This window comes from Streptomyces sennicomposti (assembly GCF_019890635.1).
GTDB classification, from domain to species: Bacteria; Actinomycetota; Actinomycetes; order Streptomycetales; family Streptomycetaceae; genus Streptomyces; species Streptomyces sennicomposti.
In genome coordinates this window covers 23,325-45,324 of record NZ_JAIOAB010000013.1, presented here as the reverse complement: position 1 = coordinate 45,324, position 22,000 = coordinate 23,325, and the positions used below count along the sequence as shown (strand labels likewise).

The window sequence follows — 22,000 nt, the reverse complement described above, 5'->3', positions numbered from 1 at the left end:
CGCCGGCTGAGCAGGGCCGGTGGCGCGGCCGCCCGGCCCGGCGGGTCCCGCTCCGGGCCGGGCGCGCGGGGCGACCCGGCCCGGAGCGGTCGGTCAGACGCCGCGGCGGCGCCGGCGCGTGAGGGCGAGCAGCACCGCGCCCGCGGCACCGAGGACCGCCGCTCCCAGCACGTACAGGGTGACCTGCGCGCCGGTGTGCGCAAGGTGTCCGCCACCGCCAGGGGCGGGCGCGGTGTCGGACGGAGCGGGCGCCGGCGGCGTGGATCCGGACTCGGACGGCGCGGGGCTACCGGGCCGAGCCGGCACGGAAGGGCTGCCGCTCGGGGCGCCGGGCCGGGATGCCGACGGGGTCGGCTGCGGTGTGCCGGGCTGTGGGGGAGTGGTTCCTGGCCGGTCCGGCTGGGCGGGCGCGGGCTTGCAGTCGAACACCGTCGACCCGGTCCACGGGTAGTTGTGGCTCTCGTTGCCGGTGCCGTGGGTCCGGATGTCGCCGCCGAAGTACACCCGGCCGTTGGTGCTCGCCGTGAGATCGGCCGAGGCGCGGGGGGCGAGCAGCGACCCCATGAAGTTGCCGCCGCCACCGAGCGCAACGGCGGTCGTCTCTTCGAAGTTGTACAGAATCCGTGACGCGGCCTCACCGAAGCCCGGCGAGCCGTACGTGTCGGCGCGTTCGCCGTTGAAGGCGACGCTCGTCGGGGATATGGACACGGTGTGACCGCCCGACACATTGACGACGACCGACGACTTGTCGGGGACCGACTGGAAGACGAAGGAGGAGGCGCCGTCCAGTCGCTCGGCGTCGATGTCGAACACCTGCGGGGAACCGTCGCCGGCCGTGCTCGTACTCCTGAACGTCACCGTGTTCCCGGCGCGCACCGCTGTCCCGGTGGCCTTCAGTCCGCCGAGGGACGCGGACGCGTCCGCGATGGTCGTGCCGAACGTGTCGTACGGGCTCAGCGCGTCCTCGGCGCCCGTTCCCGAGGAGCGGCTCCCCCCGTTCGTGCGCAGCTCCCCCTTCTCGTCGATCTTTCCGCCCACCCGGACGGCGCCCCCGTAACCGGGCCCCTGGGCGAGGCCGTGGCCGACGTCGACGGTGGTGCCCTGCGAGATGGCCAGGTCGCCGCCGACGGCGAGCATCACTGATCCTGAGGGGGGCAGGATGCCGGAGCCTGCTCCCACCCGGCCCACGTTGAAGACGCCCCCGCCGCTCTTGGCGAAGGTCGCGTTCCCCTTCACCACCAGCAGGCCCTCCGCCTCCGCCGAGGCGCCGTCGACGGCGTAATCCCCTCCGGCGAAGAGGGCGACATTGGTGTCGGTGAACAGGGGATCGTGGCCGATTCCAGGGGCCTTTCCGGACTCCGGGCAGGCGGTGGGCACACCGTCGGCAGGCACCGCGTGCGAGAGGCCGGATCCGCATATGCCGAGCACCAGGCCGAGGGTCATGGCACCGGTCATCCGAGCACTGTGCCGTGCAGTCTTCTTCATCGGTTCTTTCCTTGCTTGTGCATATTCTCGGGCGTCTTCGATTGGTTTTGGTGCATCCGGACTCAGCCTGTCTCGGCCGTCAGAACGACGCGCGTCAGTGGTCCATACGCGCCGTCCTCCTGCGGAATGTTCCGTGCTGTCTGATAGCGCCGCAGGGCTGTTTGGAGAGATACGTCGAAATAGCCGTCCGCGGCTCCCGTGTAGAGGCCGATTCCCTGAAGCCGCTGCTGGAGGTCGACGACATCCGGCCCCCGGCTGCCGACCGTGAGCGTGTACGACGAGACCGGTGGGCCAGGCTCGGCCGGGCGGCCGGGGGAAGGCGGCTCGGCCCGGTGCTTCTGTGACGGCGACGGCGACGCGGGGGGACTCGGGAGCACGTGCCTGGTCGCGGTCGGCGACGGCGTGGGGGGCGGGGTTGCCGCCGGTGTCCTCTTGGGGTTCGGGCTGGTCGAAGCCGTCTTCTCCGGCGCCGAGGGGCCGGGGGAGCCGGTCGGGTACGGGCTGGCGGGCGCGGCCGGCGGCGGTCCGCCCGTCGGGAGGACCGGCGGGGCGACCGCCGGGCCGGCGCTCGGCTCCCTGAAGCTGCCGCCGACCAGGCAGAGGGTCAGCGCCGCGCTGAGGCCGACCACGAGCGTGAGGGCGAGCGGTAGGTCGCGGGAGCCGCTCTCAGGTCCCGGAAAGAGTCTCGACGCGATCCCTTGGGGCCATGGCGAGGAATGTCTGCCGCGTCGGCCGGAGGGCGGGACGGAGGGTGAAGCGGGGGCGGGAATTCTGGGCAGCGGAACGGTGGCGTCGAAGAGTTCGAGGTCCTGTTCCCGTGGCCCCCGCCAACCGGTCGAGGTGGCCTCCACCCTTCCGAACACGCCGTTCCCGGGCAGGCTCGGAGAGCAAGCGGGTGCGTGCCCCGGCAACGCTTCATGCGTGAATCCACAATTTCTGCAAGGCTGGGATTCCACCTGATATCGAACTCCTCAAGCAAGGCTGTACCGCGGTGCCGCCGACGTTTTCTGACATCGCGGCAGCCGTTTTACGCGCCAGGTGATCCAGATGAGAGAGCAGGCCCCGGACGGTGAAAAGGGGGGCTCAAGACGGGTGGAGTTTGACCGACGCTCAAACCGAGCGTCAACTGCCGCGATGGGTAATGAAACGGACACATGGTGATCTTGTTCCTTAAGGGGGCTTTAATCTGTGACTCACGCCACAAGGACCCGTCGACGCGTCCGGTCAGAGATTTGCCGTGGAGGTGTGCGAGTCACCCGGACATCTATTCAGAACCAGTGGTGACAGCTATGGTCTAAAATCAACACTCGTTGCTTGACCTGTGCGGAGGGCCTGTGGAGCGGCAGGAGTTGTCCGACCGGCCGCTGCCCGTCGGACTCGAAGGGGAGGGCGCCGGGACGAGGCGTGGCGCAGTCGCTCTGACGGCTGCCACGGGCGCGGCCCTCGTCGCCGGCACCGCGATGGGGAACCTCGGAGGCACCCTCATGCCGGTGCTGCTCGACGGGTACGGGCGCCGGTTCCATCTGTCGGACACGGCCGCCGGCGTCGTCGCGGCGGCCCAGCTCCTCTCCACCGCGCTGGTGGCGCTGCTCCTGTCCCGGCGGGCGACGCGGCCGGGCCGGGTGGCCCTGGCCCGGTGGGGTCTGGCGGTGGCCGCCGCGGGTTTCTGCGGCGCCGGGCAGGCGCACGATGTGGCCGTGCTGCTCGCCGCGAACGCGGTCGCGGGTGCGGGGCTGGGGGCGGCGTTCGCGGCGTCGGCGGCCGGGCTGGCGGCGCTGCGCGACAGCGAACGCGCGGCGGCGACGACGGTCTTCGGCAGTACCGTCGTCCTCGCGCTGCTGCTGGCCGGAGTGCCTCAGGCCGATCACCGAGGGGGCGCGGCGGCAGGATTCGCCGTCCTCGCCGGCTGCTGCGCGGCTGCATGGTGGCTGATGCGATACCTGCCCGACGGGCAGCGCCCGCATCCCGGACCTCACCCGTCCGCCGGTGGCCAGGCGCCGCCCTGGTGGTTCATCGCGTCGGTCGCCGTACTGGCCGCCACGGACCAGGGCGCCTGGTCCTACGCGGGCGTGCTGGGCGAGCGGCATGCGGGACTGTCGGCGGGCGCGGTCTCGGTGATCCTGGCGGTCGCCGGCGCCGCCGCGCTGGTCGGGGTGCCTGTCAGCGCGGCCGTCGCCCGCCGTCTCGGCCGCGTTCCCACGCTGGTGCTCGTCATCGCCGCCGACGCGGTGGCCAAACTGCTGGCCGCGGCCAGTGGCTTCGATCCGCTCTACGCGGCGGCGACGGTGGTCTGGCAGATCTGCTACCTGGCCCTGCTGGCGCAGATGCTGGGGGTGGTGGCCGCCGTCGACCGGAGCGGCCGGTGGGCGGCGGCGGCCGGCGGGGCGCTGGCGGTCGGCACCGGTCTGGGACCTGCCATGACCGGGTGGCTCCTGGACACTGCCGGGGCGCCCGTGCTGGGCGGGACGCTGGCCGCCGTCACGGTGGTGGCGGCGGCGCCGTTGCTGAGGACGGTGCGGGGTCTCGCCCTGCCGGCGGACTCGACGGATGCGTGACGGGCGGGGAAGCCCTGGGAGAGCCCTCGGCCGACGCGGAAGCGTACCCGCGGTCGGCGTGATCGGGCCGACTCAGCGCGCCGCGCGGGCCCGGGCCTCTACGGCGTCCAGGATCAGACCCAGCGTCGTCTCGAACTGGTCGTCCTCGTCGGCCTCGGCCAAGTACGGGGCAGCCGCCGCCAGATGAGGGTAGAGCGTCGGGGACACGGCGAGGTACTCGCGCCGCCATGCCATCCGGTCGCCCTCCTGGGACCCGATGTCCAGCGCGGCGAAAGCCGCTTCGTGGGCGGAGACGGCCAGCGCCGTCTCCACGAGTGAGCGGTAGTAGCGCGCCGCGTCCCGGTCGCCGAAGCCCGCCTGGCGCAGCGCTGCGATGACCGCGTCCGCGCCGCGGAACTCCGCGGAACGCCGGGCGACCCGGGATGCGACGAGCAGCGCGATCCTGGGGTGCGCCAGGCACGCCGTGCGCACCCGGCGCGCCAGCGACTCGAGCGTCTCCCGCCAGGAGTCCGCCGGTGCGAAGCCGTCCAAGGCCTCCTCGAGCAGCCGCTCGGCCAGCCCCAGCAGGATCTCGTCCTTGCTGTGGAAGTGCCGCAGGACCGCCGTGTGGTTCGCCCCGAGATCGGCTCCGAGCCGGCGCAGCGTCAGCGCGTCCGGCCCCTCGCGCTCCACCAGGGTGAGCGCGGTGTCCAGGATCAGCTTCTGGTTCAGCGACGTCGACGGCGGACGCCCGCGTCGGCCTCTCGCCTTCGGCTCGGCCGACGTCCCGGATTCCGTCATGCCCCTCATCCTATCGGCCGCCGCCGCTGCGGCCCCGGCCGCCCTGGTCAGCCGTCCGCGCCGAGCCAGGAGACGAGCGAACTCAGCGCGGCGACCGTTTCCCGGTCCCGCTCGACGTCGTCCGCCGTGGGCCACGCGCTGGTCTTCACGACCACCACGTCGGCGACCGGGTCCACCCACAGGTACTGGCCGTGGATGCCCAGACCCGTGAAGGCCCTGTGCTCGCCGCCCAGCGTCCACCACTGGTTCGCGTATCCGTAGTGGGCGGGGAGCCCGGCGCCCAGCGCTCCGGCCTCCAGGTGCGCCACGCCCGCCCCGCGGCTGCGCTCGGTCCAGGCGGCCGGCACGATCTGCCGCCCGCGCCAGGCGCCGCCGTGGGCCATCAGCACTCCGAGCCGTGCCAGGTCACGCACCGACGCGTTGAGCGATCCCCCGCCGAGCGCTGTGCGCGGGTGGCCCCGGGTCAGGAAGTAGTAGGCGTCGTGCTCCGCGCCCGTCGGGCCCCACAGCCTCTGCGCCGCGTACCGGGCCAGCGGCATGCCCGTCGCCGCCTCCAGCACCCAGCCCAGCACCTGGGTGTCGAGCGTGGAGTAGTTGAACACGGTGCCCGGGGCGGCGGCGCGCGGCAGCGAGCGGATGACGTCGAGGACCGAACCGCCACCGGTCACCGCCCGTTCGAACCTGCTGATCGGCGCCTTCGGATCGGTGTAGTCCTCGACGCCGCCGACGCCGCTGCACATGTGCAGCAGGTGTCCCACCGTGGGGCCGTCGTAGGCCGAGCCCGCGAGTTCGGGCCGGTAGGAGACCGCGGTCCGCTCCAGCGAGGACAGCGCCCCTTCCGCCAGGGCGATGCCGACCAGTATCGACGTCACCGACTTCGTCAGCGAGAACAGCTGGAACCGCGAGCGCGGTGAGGCGAAGCGCCCGGGGTAGCTCTCGTGCACCAGGACACCGCGGTGCACGACGGCGAAACCCGTCGTGTACGCCCGCCGGTGGAACTCGGCCAGGGTGCGGGTCCGCCCGGCGTACTCGTACGTGCACTCCAGTGGACGGGACCGCCGTGGGAACGGCTCGGGCCGCGCGGACCTCGGCACGGCCGCGGTGGGCATCAGCGCCGACATGTGAGTGAACGTCCACTCGTTGACGGGCCGGGCCGACGCCACCGCGCCCTGGTTGCGCCACAACCACGCCGCGCCCGCCAGCGCCGCCCCGGCGAGTGCCGTCCCTGTCAGTCCTCGCGCCTCGAACACCGCAACGCCCTCTCAGTCGCCCTCGCATTGTGAACCAATGGTGACACCATTGGTTCAGCGGGGCAAGGAGGAGCGGGCGTCGTCCCGAGCCCTCCGCGCGCACCCGGATCGGCCACCGTCGGACCGCAGTCGTGGCGGGCGGGTGCGCGCCTGCCTCGGCCTCCGGCTGAAGACGGCGGCGATGGCGGGCGGCGCAGGCGGCACGTGTCCGGAACGGATCTCTTCTCCCGCCTCCTTTCAACGTTGTAAAGTGCGGACGTGTTCGTCCCTGCCCAGGTCGTCCGTGGGGTGGCCGGGGACGGCCGGTGTGGTCGGGGCTTTCGCTTTCGCTCTTCCGTCTTCGGTGAGGAGAACCATGGCTGTGTGCACGGCTACGCGTGAGGACCTGCCCGCCGACGCCTACGAAGAGCCGGTCGAGCGCTGGACGTTGCGCTCGCCCGGCGGCGTCCGGGCCTCGGTCCTCACCCTCGGTGGCGTGCTGGAGTCCCTGCGGGTGCCCGACGCCGCCGGGGCCGCCGTGGACGACGTGGTGCTGCGGCTGCCCGGGCCGCGTGAGTACGCCGGCAGCGGCGCCTATCTCGGGGCCGTCGTCGGACGGTACGCCAACCGGATCGCCGGCGGACGGTTCCGCCTCGACGGCGCCGTGCACCAGGTGCCCGTGAACGACCGGGGCAACGCCCTGCACGGCGGGACCGACGGGTTCGACCGGCGGATGTGGCGGGCGCGGCCGGTGGCGTACGGCGACGGGTCCGCGGGGGTGCGGCTGAGCCTCGACAGCCCGGACGGGGATCAGGGCTTCCCGGGGGCGCTGGCCGTCTCCGTCGAGTACGTGCTGCGGCCGGACGGGACCCTCGTCCTGGACAGCACGGCCCGCACCGACCGCCCCACCGTCGTCAACCTCACCCACCACGCCTACTTCAACCTCGCCGGCCGCCCCGAACTCGGCGTCCTCGACCATGTGCTGACCGTCGACGCCGACGCCTATCTGCCGATCGACGCCACCTCCCTCCCGCTGCCCGGCGCACCCCGGCCGGTGCGGGGCACGCCCTTCGACTTCACCCGGCCCCGCCGGCTCGGCGCGGGCATCGGCGCGCCGGACCCGCAACTCGCCACTGCGGGCGGCGGATACGACCACTGCTGGGTGCTGCGCGGGTATGCGGGGAGCCGTGAGCGGACGGCCGGTTCTCAGGGCGAGGGCGTGGCGGACGGGGGCGCCGTGGCGTATCGGGCCGCGCGGCTCGAAGAGCCGGTCAGCGGGCGGATCATGGAGGTCCGCACCACCGAGCCCGGGGTCCAGGTCTACACCGGGCAGCAACTGGACGGCACGGTCGAGGACTTCGAGGGACGGCCGCTGGCCGCGTACGCCGGGGTGTGCCTGGAGACGCAGCACTTTCCCGACTCGCCCAACCGTCCGGAGTACCCCAGCACCGAGGTGCGGCCCGGCCAACCCCTGCGCAGCCGTACCGAGTTCGCCTTCCCGCACCTGCGCGATCTCGCGGCCCGCGGCGACGTACCCCCGGACGCCTGACGGTCCCGGAGCGCGGCCGCCCTCACCGTCTCCGCTCGACCGTGGACTCCCGGACCACCAGCTCGAAGCCGGGCAGGATGCGGCGCGGCACCGGCGGGGTGCGGGCGGCGATGCGTTCCACGACGCAGTCCACGGCGATCTGCGCGATGGCCTGCTTGTCGGGGGCGATCGTGGTCAGCGCCACCGCCGCGTACCGGGCCTCCTCGATGTCGTCGAACCCGGCCACCGCGATGTCCTGCGGCACCCGCAGCCCGCGCTCGGCGAGCACCCGCATCGCGCCCAGGGCGACCATGTCGTTGAAGGCGAACACGGCGTCCGGCCGCTCCCCCCGGTCCAGCAGCGCGGCCATGCCCGCCGCGCCGTCCTGGCGGTCGAAACCGTCGGTGGCGACGATCAGCGGCTCCGGCGGCTTCAGCCCGGCCGAGGTGTGCGCCTCCCGCCACCCGCGCAGCCGCAGGTGTGCCGGAGTGCGCGCGCTCTCCCGGCGGGCGCCGAGGAAGGCGATGCGGCGGCGCCCGGTGTCCAGCAGATGCTGCACCGCGGCGCGCGCCGCCGCCACGTTGTCGATGGCGATGTGGTCGAAGGGGGCCTCGTACTCGCGCTCCCCGAGCAGCACCAGCGGCGAGGTGTCCGTGCGCGAGAGCAGGTCCTCGGTCTCCATCCGGATCGGGCTGAGGATGAGCCCGTCGATGATCTGCGCGCGGAAGCCCTGGCAGACCAGGACCTCCTTCTCGCGCAGCCCCGCCGTGTGGTCCAGCAGCACGGTGTAGTCGTGCCGCGCGGCCGCGTCGATGACGGCGCCGGCCACCTCCGAGAAGTACGGGTTGCCCAGTTCGGGGACGGCCAGGGCGATGATGCCGGTGCGGCCGTTGCGCAGATGGCGGGCGACGAGGTTGGGCCGGTAGCCGAGTTCGTCGATGGCCCGCTGCACCCGCGCCCGGGTCCGGGGGGAGACATGGACATAGTTGTTGACGACGTTCGACACAGTCTTGACGGAGACCCCGGCGCGCTGTGCGACGTCCTTCAGGCTGACGCCCACTGAACTCCTTCGGTCGGGCGGCGGCGTCCCCGGGCCGGCGCGGATCGCGGTGAGCGGCCCCGTGGCCCGGGCGCGCCGAGCGGTCGGCCGGGCCACGGGACGGCGTCCCGCTTCAGGCGGTCAGGGGTCAGGCGGTGAGGCGGTCAGTCCGTCTGCCGCGTGCGGCTGAGCAGGGTCTGCGCCAGGACCACCACGGCCAGGAACGCGCCGTTGACCGTGTCGGTGAAGGCGGAGCCGTACTGGGAGAAGTAGTGGTCGATGAGGTTGTGGATGACGGCGAGCACCAGCACCCCGCTGGCCGTGCCGCCGATCGAGCCGCTGCCGCCGGTCAGCAGCGTGCCGCCGATCACCACGGAGGCGATCGCGGTCAGCTCGTAGCCGACGCCGATCGTGGTGACGCCGGAGCCCAGCCGGGCGCTGCCGAGCGCGCCGGCCGTCGCGGCGAGGGTGGCCGACAGGACGTAGACGAGGACCTTGGTGCGGGCGACGGGCAGGCCCATCAGCGTGGCCGCGTTCTCGTTGCCGCCGAGCGCGGTGACCGTCGCGCCGAACCGGGTGCGGGTGAGCAGCAGGGCGCCCAGCGCGAACAGCGCGACCACGATCAGCACCGGCGTCCAGGTGCCCGCGCCCAAGTGCCGGAAGGCGGAGCCGGGCGGTACGAGATACGTGGTCGCGCCCTCGTCGGTCAGGGCCTGCAACAGCCCCCGCGCGCCCAGCAGTCCGGCGAGCGTCACGATGAACGGCGCCATCCCGGCCCGGGAGACCAGCAGCCCCTGCACCGACCCCCACACCGCGCCGACCGCCAGCGGCAGCACGATCGCCAGCCAGGTGCCGCCGGTGTGCGCGCCGTACGCCCCGAGGACGCCGCCGAGCGCGTACAGGGAGCCCACCGACAGGTCGATGCCGCCGGTGAGGATGACGAAGGTCATCCCGAGGGCCAGCAGCCACACGAACGCGTTGTTGCCGAGGATGCTGGAGATGTTGGACCAGGTCGGGAAGGTGTCGGAGGTCGCCGAGGCGATGGCGACCATCAGCACCAGCACGGCCAGGGCGCCCCGGCGCTGGATGTGGGAGGCCAGGCGTGCGCGCAGCGCGGCCGGCTGCGCCGCGTCGGGCGCGGGACCCGCCGGCAGCGGGGCGGGCCGCAGGGCGGACGGGCTCATCGGGTACCACGCTCCTGTGAGGCGTAGACCGCGAAGCAGATGATGGCGGCCTCCACGAGTTGGGTGTAGGACGTGTGCACGTTGTGCTGGGTGAGGACGGCGGTGATCAGCTGCATGAACAGCGCGCCCGCCACCGTGCCGAGCACCCGCACCCGGCCGCCGGTCAGCGGGGTGCCGCCGACCACGACCGCGGTGATGGCGTTCAGCTCCATGTTGAGGCCCTGGTGGGCGGGATCCGCCTCCGCGCCGTGCCCCACGATCATCGCGCCCGCGAAGGCGGCGAGGACGCCCGAGAGGACGTACACGGTGACGAGGACGCGCCGCACCGGCAGCCCGGCCAGCTTGCTCGCCTGCCGGTTGTCGCCGATGGCGACCAACTGCCGCCCGAACGTGGTGCGGCGCACCAGCAGCGCGGTCAGCACGGCGCACACCCCGGCGATCCACGCCATCAGCGGCACCCCGGCGAAACCGTCCGAACCAAGGCTCAGCAGACCGGAGTTCATGACCGGCTTGGCTGAGTTGCCGTTGATCAGCTCGGCGACACCGCGCAGCCCGATCATCAGGGAGAGGGTGGCGACGATCGGCTGGATACGGGCGAAGGCCACCATCGTGCCGCCCACCGCCCCCGACACCGCGCCGAACACCAGGGCGACGAGCACCGCGAGCGGCGCGCCGTAGCCGACGTAGAGCGGGACGACCGAGGCGGCGAGCGCGATCATCGCGCCGACCGACAGATCGACGCCCTCGGTGCCGATGACCAGGGCCATGCCGAGTGCGACCATCAACGTCGGCGCGACCTGGAACAGCTGGATGCGCACGTTGCCCGCGGACAGGAACGAGCTGTCCAGGACGGCGGCCACCACGAACAGGACGACCAGCGCCGCGTAGACGCCGTACGCCTGCAGCAGCCGGGTCAGCCGGGCGCGGTCCAGCAGGTCCGGCCCGGCCCAGGTGGTGGGCGTCATCGGGGCTCCTCCTTCGTCACGGCGTGGCCGGCCGACCGGCTCCGGTCCTGCGGGTGTTCGTCGCCGACGGCCTCGGTGGGCTCGGTGGGCTCGGTGGCCTCGGTGGCCTCGGTGGGCACGGCGGCCTCGGCGCGCACGGCGCTTCCGGCGTCCTCCGACGCCTGCGCGTCATCCCCCGTCGGCTCCGCACCGTCCGCCGGGTCGGCGGTGGCGAGGGTGTCGAGGACCGCCTGTTCGCTCACGTCGTCGCCCTCGAGATGGCCGACGGCCCGGCCGTCCTTGAGGACGACGATCCGGTCGGAGCCCTCGATCAGCTCCTCCAGGTCCGAGGAGATCAGCAGCACCCCGAGCCCCTGCTCGGCGAGTTCGTCGATGAGCGCCTGCACCTCCGCCTTGGCGCCCACGTCGATACCGCGGGTGGGCTCGTCCAGCAGCAGCACCTTCGGGTCCAGGCACAGCCAGCGGGCCAGCAGCACCTTCTGCTGGTTGCCGCCGGACAGATCGCTGACCTTCTGGTCGGGACCGGACGCCTTGATGCGCAGCCGCTCCATGAAGAAGCGCACCACCTCGTCCTGCTTGGCCTGCGAGACCACGCCCGCGCGGGCCAGCCGGGGCAACAGGGCGAGCGAGATGTTCTCCCGCACGGACAGATTGGGCAGGATGCCCTCCGTCTTGCGGTCCTCGGCGAGCATCACCACCCCGGCCTTGATGGCGGCGGCCGGGCTGCGCCGGGCCAGCTCGGTCCCCTCCACCTCGACGGCGCCGCCGTCCGTGGCCAGCGCCCCGGTGATCGCCTTGGCGGTCTCGCTGCGCCCGGCCCCGAGCAGCCCGCCGAGCCCCACGACCTCCCCGCGGTGGATGTCGACGTCCACGCCGTGCACCCGGTGCCGCACGGTCAGCCCGGTGGCGCGCAGCGCCGGCACGCCCTCGCGCCGCTCGTGCTCGCCGCCGAACGCGGTGGCGCCCTTGGCCCGGACGGTGGACATCTCGCGGCCGAGCATCAGCGAGATCAGCCTGAGCCGTTCCAGCCCGGCCATCTCGCCGGTGTGCACGACCGCGCCGTCCCGCATCACCGTGACCCGGTCGCAGATCGCGTACAGCTCGTCCAGTCGGTGGCTGACGTAGACGACGGCGATGCCCTGCCGTTTCAGATCGCGGATCACCGAGAACAGGGTCTCCACCTCGCGCGGTTCGAGCGACGAGGTCGGCTCGTCCATCACCACCACACGGGCGTCGATCTGCACGGCGCGTGCCAGGGCCACCATCTGCTGGGCGCCGAGCCCGAGCGAACCGAGCGGACGGGTCACGTCCACGTCCACGCCGTAGCGCTTCAGCGCCTCGGCGGCCAGGCGGTTCATCGCCCGTACGTCGACCAGGCCGAAGCGGCGCGGCTCGCGCCCCAGACACAGGTTGCGGGCCACCGACATCAGCGGGACGAGGTTGACCTCCTGGTAGATGGTCGAGATGCCGGCCGCCTGCGCCTCCAGCGGATTGCGGAAGGCGCGGTCCTCGCCCGCGAACCGGATCCGGCCCGCGTCGGGCCGGTACACGCCCGTCATCACCTTGATCAGCGTCGACTTCCCGGCGCCGTTCTCGCCGATGAGGGCGTGCACCTCACCGGGGCGCAGACGGAAGTCCACCCCGCGCAGGGCGTGGACGCCCGCGAAGCTCTTGTCCACCCCGGCGACTTCCACGATCCAGTCGCTGCGAGGTGCCGGGTCCTGCTGGACCAACGTCTTCCTCCTCATGCGGGCTGCCCGAGGCAGCCGCCGGTCGGCCGGACCGGCCGGGGCCACGGCGACGCGGCCCGGCCCCGGCACGCCCGGTGCGGTGCGGCCTCAGTACACGAGACCCTGGTCGAGGGCCTGCTGGGCGTTGTCGGCGGTGAAGTGACCGTCCTTGATGATCACCTTGGGCTGGACGCCGGTGTCGCCGTAGAAGTCCTGCAGCGCCTGGAAGGCCAGCGGGCCGAAGCGCGGGTTGGTCTCGATGTCGGAGACCATCTGGCCGGCGGCGACGTTCTTCACGGCCTGCTCGATGCCGTCGATGGAGACCACCTTGACGTCCTTGCCGGGCGTCTTGCCGGCCGACCGGATGGCCTGGATCGCGCCGAGCGCCATCTCGTCGTTCTCCGCGTAGACCGCGTTGATGTCGGAGTGCGACTGGAGCAGCTGCTCCATCACCTTCTGGCCGTCGGTCTGGGCGAAGTTGCCCGTCTGCGAGGCCACGATCTTCATCTTCGGGTACTTGGCCTTGGCCTGGTCCTGGAAGCCCTTGGTCCGGTCGGTGGTGACGTTGTTGCCCGGGGTGCCGGTCAGGATGGCGACATGGGCCTCGCCGCCGGTGGCGCCGGCCAGGTCGTCGGCCGCGATCTGCGCCTGGTGGTAGAAGTCGGAGCCGATGAAGGCCATGAAGTCCGTGCAGGCGCTGCCGCCGACCGTGCGGTCGATGGTGAGCACCGGGACCTTGGCGGACTTGGCCTTGGCGAGCGCCGGGCCGAGGCCGTCGGAGTTCTCCGGCGCCACGATGAGGACCTTGGCGCCCTGCGCGATCATGTCCTCGATCTGCGAGTTCTGCGCGTTGACATCGGCGTTGGCGTTGCGCTGGATGAGCTTGACGCCCAGCTTCTTCGCCTGCTGCTCGATGCTCTTGGTCTCGGTGGCCCGGAACGGGTTGCTGGTCGACTCCGACTGCGAGAAGCCGACGACCGTCTTGCCGTCGGTGATGTCCAGCTTGGGGACACCGCCGCCGTACGTCTTGTAGGTGCAGCCGGGTCCCGCCGCGGAGGGCGAGGCGACCTGCTGCGAGGCGGCCGCGTTGTCGTTCGCGGCGGCCGAGGACTTGGAGTCGCCGCCGGAGTCGGACGAGTCCGACTTGGTGCATCCGGTGACGGCCAGGCACAGCCCGGCGGCCAGCACTGCGGCAGAGAAGGTCTTGGACTGGACGTTCACGCGCCGATCACATCCTCAACGGGGTGGACGAAGGGGCGGGGCGGAAAAGGCGGGGGACCACCTGGACCCTCGATCGAAGGGTGCGGTGCCGACAGGCGGGCTTTTCAACGTTGTAGACATTGAGGGAACGTCAAACCGGATGTCAACCCGCGGTACGCAACCTTTCCGACGCCGGTTTTCCCGGGTCCGGGCGGTGACCGCACACCGGGCGCCATGAGGGCGGCGGCGGGCTCGCCGGGTACCGCTCCGGTCGTCAAATCCCCTCTGAACAGCGGTATTTCCACGATTTCCGAGGTCCGGGCGCGGGGCGCGAGAAGAATCGTGCAGAGGGGTGGACACCCCGATCGGGGCTGTGCTGTCATGTGGCTGCTTTCGTTTACAACGTTGTTAGGTGTCCGTCACCGCCGAGGGTCGCGGCGCGGACGGACCGAGCCGTCCGCACCCCGTGCCGGCCGCCTGCCGGGACCGCTCCGGCACAGCCGTACCCGTACCTGATGATCCGTCAGGGCCGGGTCCCGGCACGCCCTGTCCGCGCGCCCCGCCACCTCGTGCGCTCCGTGCGAAGCCCCCCACAAACCCGCGCCCCAAACCCCGCACCCCGCGCCCCGTACCCCGCACTCCGCATCCCGCGCCCCGACCGGACGCCTAGCAGCACCGCAGCACCGCCGCACCGCCGCTGGACCCGCAAGCCCCGCACCCGCTGGACACGGTCCTCCCACAGGAAGGGCAGTTCATGGAACGCCGTACGTTCCTGACCGGCTCCATGTCGGTCGCCGGCGCCGCCGCCCTGGCCGGCGCCGCCACGCCCGCGCACGCCGCCACACCGCCCGGCCCCGTCGTCCCGGCCGCCGGCCGCCGTCCCCACTACACCGCCAACCGGGCCCCGCTGCGGCAGGAGCCCTTCCTGCGGCTGCCGCCCGGCAGCGTCACCCCCAAGGGCTGGCTGCGCACCCAACTGGACCTGCAACTGGACGGCTTGAACGGGCGCATGCCCGAGGTGTCCGACTACCTCGACCCGAAGACCAGCGGCTGGTCCGTCCCGGCCAACGACGGCTGGGAGGAACTGCCGTACTGGCTGCGCGGGTTCGGCGACCTCGGTTACGTCACCCAGGACGCCCGCGTGCTGGAGCTGACCCGCGACTGGATCGACCGCATCCTCGCCACCCGGCAGTCCGACGGCTTCTTCGGCCCCGCCCGGCTGCGCACCGCGCTCAACGGCGGCCCCGACTTCTGGCCGTACATGCCCGTCCTGGACGCGCTGCGCACCTGGCACGAGTACAGCGGCGACGACCGGGTCCTCCCCACCCTGACCGGCTGGCTGAAGTACCTGCACACCCAGCCCGGCACGCTCTTCGGGCAGGGCTGGGGCGCGGCCCGCGTCGGCGACACCATCGACACCGCGTACTGGGTGTACAACCGCACCGGCGAGGACTGGCTGCTCGACCTGGTCCGCACCCTGCACGCCCACAGCGCCGACTACACGCACTCCATCCCGACCTGGCACAACGTCAACCTCGCCCAGGGCTTCCGCGAACCCGCCCAGTACGGCGTCCTCGCCGGCGACGACTCCTTCCTCGCCGCCACCCGGCGCGTCTACGACACCGTCATGCGGACCTACGGCCAGTTCCCCGGCGGCGGTTTCGCCGCGGACGAGAACGCCCGCCCCGGCTACCACGACCCGCGCCAGGGCTTCGAGACGTGCGGCATCGTCGAGTTCATGCACAGCCACCAGCTGCTCGCCCGGCTGACCGGGGACACGGTGTGGGCCGACCGCTGCGAGGATCTCGCCCTCAACACGCTGCCCGCCGCCTTCGACCCGCTCCAGAAGGGCACCCACTACGTCACGGCCGCCAACGGCGTCCAGCTGGACAACGTTGCCAAGACGCACGGCCAGTTCAACAACTCCTTCGCCATGCAGGCGTACATGCCGGGCATCCACCAGTACCGCTGCTGCCCCCACAACTACGGCATGGGCTGGCCCTACTACGCCGAGGAGATGTGGCTCGCGAGCGCCGACGGCGGCCTGTGCGCCTCGCTGTACGGCGAGTCCGTCGTCCGCGCCAAGGTCGGCGACGGCACCGCCGTCACCGTCGCCGAGCGCACCGAGTACCCCTTCGGCGACACCGTGACGTTCCAGGTGTCCACACCGCGTCCCGTCTCCTTCCCGCTCTATCTGCGCGTCCCCGGCTGGTGCGAGCGGCCCGCGGTACGGCTCGGCGGCCGGCCGGCGGACGCGCGGCGCAGCGGCGGCCACCTCGTCCTCGACCGGCGCTGGCACGACGGCGACCAGATCGTGCTGCACCTGCCGATGAGGACGACGGTCCGCACCTGGGGCGCCGACGAGGACTCCGTCTCCGTCCACCACGGCCCCCTGACCTACTCCCTGCGCATCGAGGAGCAGTGGCAGCGCTCCGGCGGCACCGACGCCTGGCCGGAGTACGAGGTGCGCCCCGGCTCGCCCTGGAACCACGCCCTGGACCTGGACCCACGCGACCCCGCCCGGTCCCTCGTCGTGGAACGCACCCGCGCCCGCGCCGCCAACCCCTACACCCAGGACGGCACTCCGGTCCGCATCCGGGCCCGGGGCCGGCGGCTGCCCGGCTGGACCACCGACGACCAGAACGTCCTCGCCCCGCTCCAGCACAGCCCCGCGCGCACCACGCAGCCGGTCGAACAGCTCACCCTGATCCCGGCCGCCGCCGCACGGCTGCGCATCACCTCCTTCCCGACCGCCGGCACTTCGGCCACGGCGCGTGAATGGGCGGCCGTCACTGCCTCGTTCAGCGGCGTCGACAGTCCGCAGGCGCTGCTCATGAACGCCGCCGTCGAACCGTCCGGCTCCTACGACCAGTCGGTGCCGCGCTTCACCTGGTGGGACCGCACCGGCGCCGAGGAATGGGTCCAGTACGCCTACGCCGAACCCGTCCGCGTCGGCGCGGTGTCGGTGTACTGGTACGACGACACCGGTCACGGCGCCTGCCGCGTCCCCGCCGCCTGGCGGCTGGAGTACCGCGCGACGGACGGCAGTTGGCAGCCGGCCGGCGCGGACGCCGACCACGGCACCGCTATCGACCGCTTCAACGAACTCTCCTTCCCCGCCGTGACCACCACCGCCCTGCGCATCACCGCGCAGCTGAAGACCGGGTTCTCCGGCGGCCTGCTGGCCTGGCGCACCGGACCGTGACGGCCCGCGCGCCCGGCCAGGCCGCCCGGCGCGCACGCAGTCGTCGGCCCACGCGCCCGCCGCCACGGCCGGTGCACGGGCCGCACGGCCCGGCGCGCCCGAGCGCCCCGGAGAAACCCCGAGGGTCTGCCACCGATCCCCGACAGCACCGCCCGGCAGCCCCTGTCACCGCTCCGAACGAAAGGTGAACCCCCGTTGAGTCCCGGAAGAAACCGCACCCCGCTGACCCGCGGACTGGCCGCCCTCGCCCCGCTGCTGCTCGGCGCGGCGCTCCTCACCCCGGCCACCCTCGCGCAGGCGGCCCCGGCCGCCGAGGCCGCCGCGGGCACCACCGCGCAGGGGCTGCGCAGCGACTGCTACCTCAGCTCCGACAGCACCTCACTGGACTTCGCCACCTACACCAGCAGCGGAGTCCAGCCGTCCCTCAACGTCAAGGACCTCCTCCCGACCCTGCGCAGCTGCGCCGGCTCCACCCTGAACGTCGCCGTGCACTGGACCGGCAAGCTGGACATACCGACGGGTGGGTCGTACACCTTCTACATCAAGGGCGACAACGGCTTCCGCATGTCGCTGGACGGCGCCAGCGTCATCGACCACTGGACGACCGACTGGGACGTGCAGACCCAGTCCCAGCCCGTCACGCTGACCGCCGGTGAGCACCAGCTGTCCTTCGACTACAACCAGGGCAACGGCGGCGCCTACATCCAGACCGAGTGGTCCGGCCCCGGCATCGACCGCCAGCCCGTCCCCGACTCCGCCCTGCACCTGCCGGACGACTACGCGCCCCTCGACCTGCACAGCACGGTCGACACCTCGGGCCGCAAGGCCGTCGTGCAACTCCCGGACAGGGTCGCCGCGTTGCCCGCGGACCTGACCAAGCACCTGTCGGTGATCGCGGGCGGGCAGCGCTGGTCGCCGACCGTGACGACCGACCCCGCCGACCGCTCCAAGCTGGTCCTCACCGCCGCCGAGAGCGACACCCCGGCGGCCCTGAAGTCCGAGGTCCGCATCAGCTACGACGGCCAGGGCGGGCTGACCACCGCCGCCGGTCCGCTCGGCGTGTTCTCCAGCGTGGCGCAGAACAACTCCACCTGGTACTTCGCCACCAAGTGGGCCAAGGACGTCTCCCCCTCCAACGCCCTGCCCGAGTACCCGCGCCCGCAGCAGACCCGCAAGCAGTGGGCCAACCTCAACGGCACCTGGCAGTTCCAGGGCACCACGCAGGACGCCGCGCTGCCCAAGGGCAAGCTGAGCGGGAAGATCCTGGTGCCCTACCCGATGGAGGCGCCGCTGTCCGGCGTCGCCGAGCACCACGACTGGTCGCTGTACCAGCGCACCTTCAAGGTCCCGGCCGGCTGGCGGGTCGGCTCGGGCAACCGGCTGCACCTGAACTTCGGCGCGGTCGACTACGAGGCCTGGGTCTACGTCAACGGCAAGCAGGTCGCCCATCACCTCGGCGGCTACGAGGCGTTCACCGCGGACATCACCGACGCCGTCACCCGGCACGGCGACCAGACGGTGCTGCTGAAGATCAGGGACACCACCGACGCCTCCGACCAGGCCACCGGCAAGCAGTCCACCGACCCGAGCGGCATCTGGTACACGCCCACCTCCGGCATCTGGCAGACCGTGTGGCTGGAACCGGTCCCCGAGGAGAGCATCGACTCGCTCGTGCTCACCCCGAACCTGAAGGACGACACCCTGTCCGTCACGGTCCGCCCGAGCGCCGGCGCCAAGCGCACCGCCCGGGTGACCGCCACCGCGTACGACGGCCACAAGCGCGTCGGCTCGGTCTCCGGCGCCGCCGGAACCGCCCTGCGGCTGCACATCGGCAACCCGAAGCTGTGGAGCCCGGACCACCCCTTCCTCTACGACCTGAAGGTCACCCTCGACGACGGCCGCTCGCACGACAGCGTCGGCTCCTACTTCGGCATGCGGTCGGTCTCCGTGGCCAAGGTCGGCGGCGTCAACAAGATCGAGCTGAACGGCAAGCCCACCTTCCTGCTGTCCACCCTCGACCAGGGCTTCTGGCCCGACGGCGTCTACACCGCGCCGACCGACGCCGCCCTCAAGTCCGACCTCCAGCTGCACAAGCAGCTCGGGTTCAACGCCGTGCGCAAGCACATCAAGGTGGAGCCCGCCCGCTGGTACTACTGGGCCGACAAGCTCGGCCTGATGGTCTGGCAGGACATGCCGAGCCGCAACACCGACCACGCGAGCGCCGCGAGCAACGAGGAGTTCACCAAGGAGGTCCACGAGATCGTGGACCAGCACATCAGCAGCCCCTCCGTCGTCATGTGGACCATGATGAACGAGGGCTGGGGCGAGCAGAGCAAGCAGTCCACCGGTGAACTCGCCGACGCCGTCAAGCAGCAGGACCCCTCCCGCCTGGTCGACGCCCACTCCGGAGTCAACTGCTGCGCCTCCAAGGGCGATTCCGGCCGCGGCGACGTCATCGACTACCACCTCTACCACGGCCCGGCCAACCCCGCGCCGGACGCCACCCGGGCCGCCGTGGACGGCGAGCACGGCGGCTACTCGCTCACGATCCCCGGTCACATCGCGGGTGTCGCGGGCGGCCAGGACTACGGTGACGGCCCCGCCGACATCGCCGAGATGACCAAGACCTACGTGGAGAACACCAGCCAGCTCATCCCTAACGCCGCCGCCGGACTCTCCGGCTCGGTCTACACCCAGATCAGCGATGTGGAGGGCGAACTCAACGGCCTGATCACCTACGACCGGGCGGTCCTGAAGGTCTACCCGGACCAGGTCAGGGACATCAACCGCAAGCTCATCGCGGCCGGTGCGGCGGCGGGCGCCACCGCGCACTGACGGCGGACGCCCCGCTCGGCAGAGAGCGACTGACACCCTCCAGGGGCCGGTGGGCACCGGCCCCTGGAGGGCTGCGGGCTGCCCGGCAACGGTCCGGACCACCTCCCCGCCGAGTGGCCGAAGCGAGCCATGGACCAACAGAAGACAACAGATCCGGACGTGTTGTCGACGGCCAAGGAGAGTGAAGCAACAAATATTGACGCGGTGGACCGGCGCGCGTAACTTCCCGGCGAAGGTGCCGGGCGGCGTGAACTCTGCCGCCGCATCGGCAGGTTGAGCTCCATTCCCCTTCCCCACAGTCACGGGAGCACACCATGCGCAGAGCACCATCCACCGCCGCGCGAAGAGTCCCGCGCCCCGCCGCGCGATCAGCGGTCCTCCGCCCCCTCCGGCACATCCTGTCCGCCGTGGCCGCCCTCGGTCTCGTCCTCGGCGCCCTGATCGCCTTCCCCGCCGTCTCGCAGGCGGCCGGCTCGCTGCCGTGCGACATCTACGGCTCGGCCGGCACCCCCTGCGTCGCCGCGCACAGCACCACGCGCGCCCTGCTGTCCTCCTACAACGGCCCCCTCTACCAGGTCACACGTGCCTCCGACGGGGCCCGCGCCGACATCGGACCGCTGGCCCCCGGCGGCTACGCAAACGCCGCCCAGCAGGACGTGTTCTGCCAGAACACCACGTGCCGCATCACCAAGGTCTACGACCAGACCTCCCGGCACAACGACCTCACCCCCGGCCCGGCCGGCACCGCGGGCATGGGCGCCGACCGGGGCGCCGACGCCGGTGAGATCGCGGTGACCGCCGGCGGCCACAAGGTCTACGGCATCTGGATCTCGCCCGGCGTCGGCTACCGCTACACCGGCGTGGCCTCCGGCGTCGCCGTCAACGGCCAGCCCGAGGGCGCCTACATGGTGGCCTCCGGCACCCACGTCGGCTCCGACTGCTGCTTCGACTACGGCAACGCCGAGAGCACCCCCGCCGACACCGGCAACGGCCACATGGACGCCGTCTCCATCGCCACCACCTGCTACTTCGCCCCGTGCACCGGCTCCGGACCGTGGGTCGAGGCCGACCTGGAGAACGGCATGTTCCAGGGCGACAACGGCTCCAACACCGCCAACCGCGGCAACAACAGCCCCTTCGTCACCGCCGTGCTGAAGAACGACGGCCAGACCAAGTACGCCCTCAAGGGCGGCAACTCCCAGACCGGCGCCCTGACCACCTGGTGGGACGGCGGGCTGCCCACCCGTGGCGGCTACAAGCCCATGCACCAGGAGGGCGGCATCATCCTGGGCACCGGCGGCGACAACAGCAACTGGAACCGGGGCACCTTCTTCGAGGGCGTCATGGTCGCCGGCTACCCGAGCGACGCCGCCGAGAACGCCGTCCAGGCCAATATCGTCTCCGTCGGCTACGCGGGCCGGACCGACGTACCCAACGGTCCGCAGGGCACCGTGACCGGTCCGGGCGGCAAGTGCGTGGACGTGGCCGCCGACGACACCGGCGTCAACGGCGCCGCCGTACAGCTGTGGGACTGCCAGACCTGGGCCGAGGACCAGCACTGGCAGCACAACGCCGACGGCTCCCTGAGCACCATCGGCCGCTGCCTGGACATCGAGGGCAACGGCACCGCGAACGGCGCCAAGGTCGAACTGTGGGACTGCAACGGGGTCGGCGGCCAGAAGTGGGTGCAGCAGGCCGACGGCTCGCTGCGCAACCCGCAGTCGGGCCGCTGCCTCGACTCGCCGAGCGGCGCCACCGCCAACGGCACCCGGCTGCAGATCTGGGACTGCAACGGCTCGGCGGCGCAGAAGTTCTCCGTCAACGGCGGCGCCCCGGTCGCGGCCCCCGGCGGCAGGTGCCTCGACGTGGCCGCCGACGACAGCGGCGGCAACGGCAGTGCCGTACAGCTGTGGGACTGCCAGTCCTACGCCGTGGACCAGCACTGGTACCACAACGCCGACGGTTCGCTGCGCTCGCTCGGCCGCTGCCTGGACATCAACGGCAACGGCACCGCGAACGGCACGCAGGTCGAGCTGTGGGACTGCAACGGCGCCGGCGGCCAGAACTGGCAGCAGCGCACGGACGGTTCCCTGTTCAACCCGCAGTCGGGCCGCTGCCTGGACTCGCCCGACGGGGCCACCGCCAACGGCACGCGGCTGCGCATCTGGGACTGCAACGGCTCGGCGGCACAGAGGTTCACGCTGAGCTGACGTAACGTCAGGACCGTAGAAGGGGGGTACGGGACCGGTCTCCGGCCCCGTACCC

The 22,000-nt window shown here is 72.2% G+C and carries 14 protein-coding genes; 5 read left to right on the top strand and 9 right to left on the bottom strand.

What is annotated here, in order from left to right:
• Nucleotides 1-93: 93 nt before the first annotated feature.
• Nucleotides 94-1,485: a choice-of-anchor A family protein gene (locus K7787_RS10410; protein WP_203620567.1), complete on the bottom strand. Its 1,392-nt coding sequence runs from the start codon at nucleotides 1,483-1,485 to the stop codon at nucleotides 94-96.
• Between the two features lie 62 nt (nucleotides 1,486-1,547).
• Nucleotides 1,548-1,862, bottom strand: a complete 315-nt coding sequence (locus K7787_RS32405; protein ID WP_372456635.1) for a peptidoglycan-binding domain-containing protein — start codon at nucleotides 1,860-1,862, stop codon at nucleotides 1,548-1,550.
• 1,083 nt (nucleotides 1,863-2,945) lie between these two features.
• Here K7787_RS32405 and K7787_RS10400 point away from each other — a divergent pair.
• Complete coding sequence (locus K7787_RS10400) at nucleotides 2,946-4,040, top strand: MFS transporter (RefSeq protein ID WP_372456634.1); 1,095 nt, start codon at nucleotides 2,946-2,948, stop codon at nucleotides 4,038-4,040.
• 72 nt (nucleotides 4,041-4,112) lie between these two features.
• On the opposite strand, the gene K7787_RS10395 is transcribed toward K7787_RS10400, so the two are convergent.
• Entirely contained in the window at nucleotides 4,113-4,820 is a 708-nt protein-coding gene (locus tag K7787_RS10395; protein WP_223001211.1) for a TetR/AcrR family transcriptional regulator, read from the bottom strand.
• Between the two features lie 47 nt (nucleotides 4,821-4,867).
• Nucleotides 4,868-6,070 carry a serine hydrolase domain-containing protein gene (locus tag K7787_RS10390; protein WP_223001210.1) on the bottom strand — a complete coding sequence of 401 codons (1,203 nt, stop codon included), beginning with the start codon at nucleotides 6,068-6,070 and terminating at the stop codon, nucleotides 4,868-4,870.
• A 355-nt stretch (nucleotides 6,071-6,425) separates the two neighbouring features.
• On the opposite strand from K7787_RS10390, the gene K7787_RS10385 reads away from it, so the two are divergent.
• Nucleotides 6,426-7,598, top strand: a complete 1,173-nt coding sequence (locus K7787_RS10385; RefSeq protein ID WP_223001209.1) for an aldose epimerase family protein — start codon at nucleotides 6,426-6,428, stop codon at nucleotides 7,596-7,598.
• A 22-nt stretch (nucleotides 7,599-7,620) separates the two neighbouring features.
• Here K7787_RS10385 and K7787_RS10380 read toward each other — a convergent pair whose 3' ends face one another.
• The 5 genes from K7787_RS10380 to K7787_RS10360 form a co-directional block, all read right to left on the bottom strand.
• Complete coding sequence (locus tag K7787_RS10380; protein ID WP_009192257.1) at nucleotides 7,621-8,637, bottom strand: LacI family DNA-binding transcriptional regulator; 1,017 nt, start codon at nucleotides 8,635-8,637, stop codon at nucleotides 7,621-7,623.
• A gap of 143 nt (nucleotides 8,638-8,780) precedes the next feature.
• On the bottom strand, nucleotides 8,781-9,800 hold the full coding sequence (locus K7787_RS10375; protein WP_043262099.1) for an ABC transporter permease: 1,020 nt from the start codon (nucleotides 9,798-9,800) through the stop codon (nucleotides 8,781-8,783).
• Nucleotides 9,797-10,765, bottom strand: a complete 969-nt coding sequence (locus tag K7787_RS10370; RefSeq protein ID WP_223001208.1) for an ABC transporter permease — start codon at nucleotides 10,763-10,765, stop codon at nucleotides 9,797-9,799. The genes K7787_RS10375 and K7787_RS10370 overlap by 4 nt, the downstream gene beginning before the upstream one ends.
• The gene (locus K7787_RS10365; protein ID WP_247720743.1) at nucleotides 10,762-12,513 is read right to left on the bottom strand and encodes a sugar ABC transporter ATP-binding protein; all 1,752 of its coding nucleotides are present in this window, start codon (nucleotides 12,511-12,513) and stop codon (nucleotides 10,762-10,764) included. Before K7787_RS10365 ends, K7787_RS10370 begins: the two co-directional genes overlap by 4 nt.
• Nucleotides 12,514-12,603: 90 nt before the next feature.
• Nucleotides 12,604-13,716: an ABC transporter substrate-binding protein gene (locus K7787_RS10360; protein ID WP_223001206.1), complete on the bottom strand. Its 1,113-nt coding sequence runs from the start codon at nucleotides 13,714-13,716 to the stop codon at nucleotides 12,604-12,606.
• A 733-nt stretch (nucleotides 13,717-14,449) separates the two neighbouring features.
• On the opposite strand from K7787_RS10360, the gene K7787_RS10355 reads away from it, so the two are divergent.
• The 3 genes from K7787_RS10355 (at nucleotide 14,450) to K7787_RS10345 (ending at nucleotide 21,945) form a co-directional block, all read left to right on the top strand.
• Complete coding sequence (locus tag K7787_RS10355; protein ID WP_223001205.1) at nucleotides 14,450-16,900, top strand: beta-L-arabinofuranosidase domain-containing protein; 2,451 nt, start codon at nucleotides 14,450-14,452, stop codon at nucleotides 16,898-16,900.
• 195 nt (nucleotides 16,901-17,095) lie between these two features.
• On the top strand, nucleotides 17,096-19,735 hold the full coding sequence (locus K7787_RS10350; RefSeq protein WP_223001204.1) for a PA14 domain-containing protein: 2,640 nt from the start codon (nucleotides 17,096-17,098) through the stop codon (nucleotides 19,733-19,735).
• 314 nt (nucleotides 19,736-20,049) lie between these two features.
• On the top strand, nucleotides 20,050-21,945 hold the full coding sequence (locus tag K7787_RS10345; protein WP_223001203.1) for an arabinofuranosidase catalytic domain-containing protein: 1,896 nt from the start codon (nucleotides 20,050-20,052) through the stop codon (nucleotides 21,943-21,945).
• Nucleotides 21,946-22,000 lie beyond the last annotated feature (55 nt).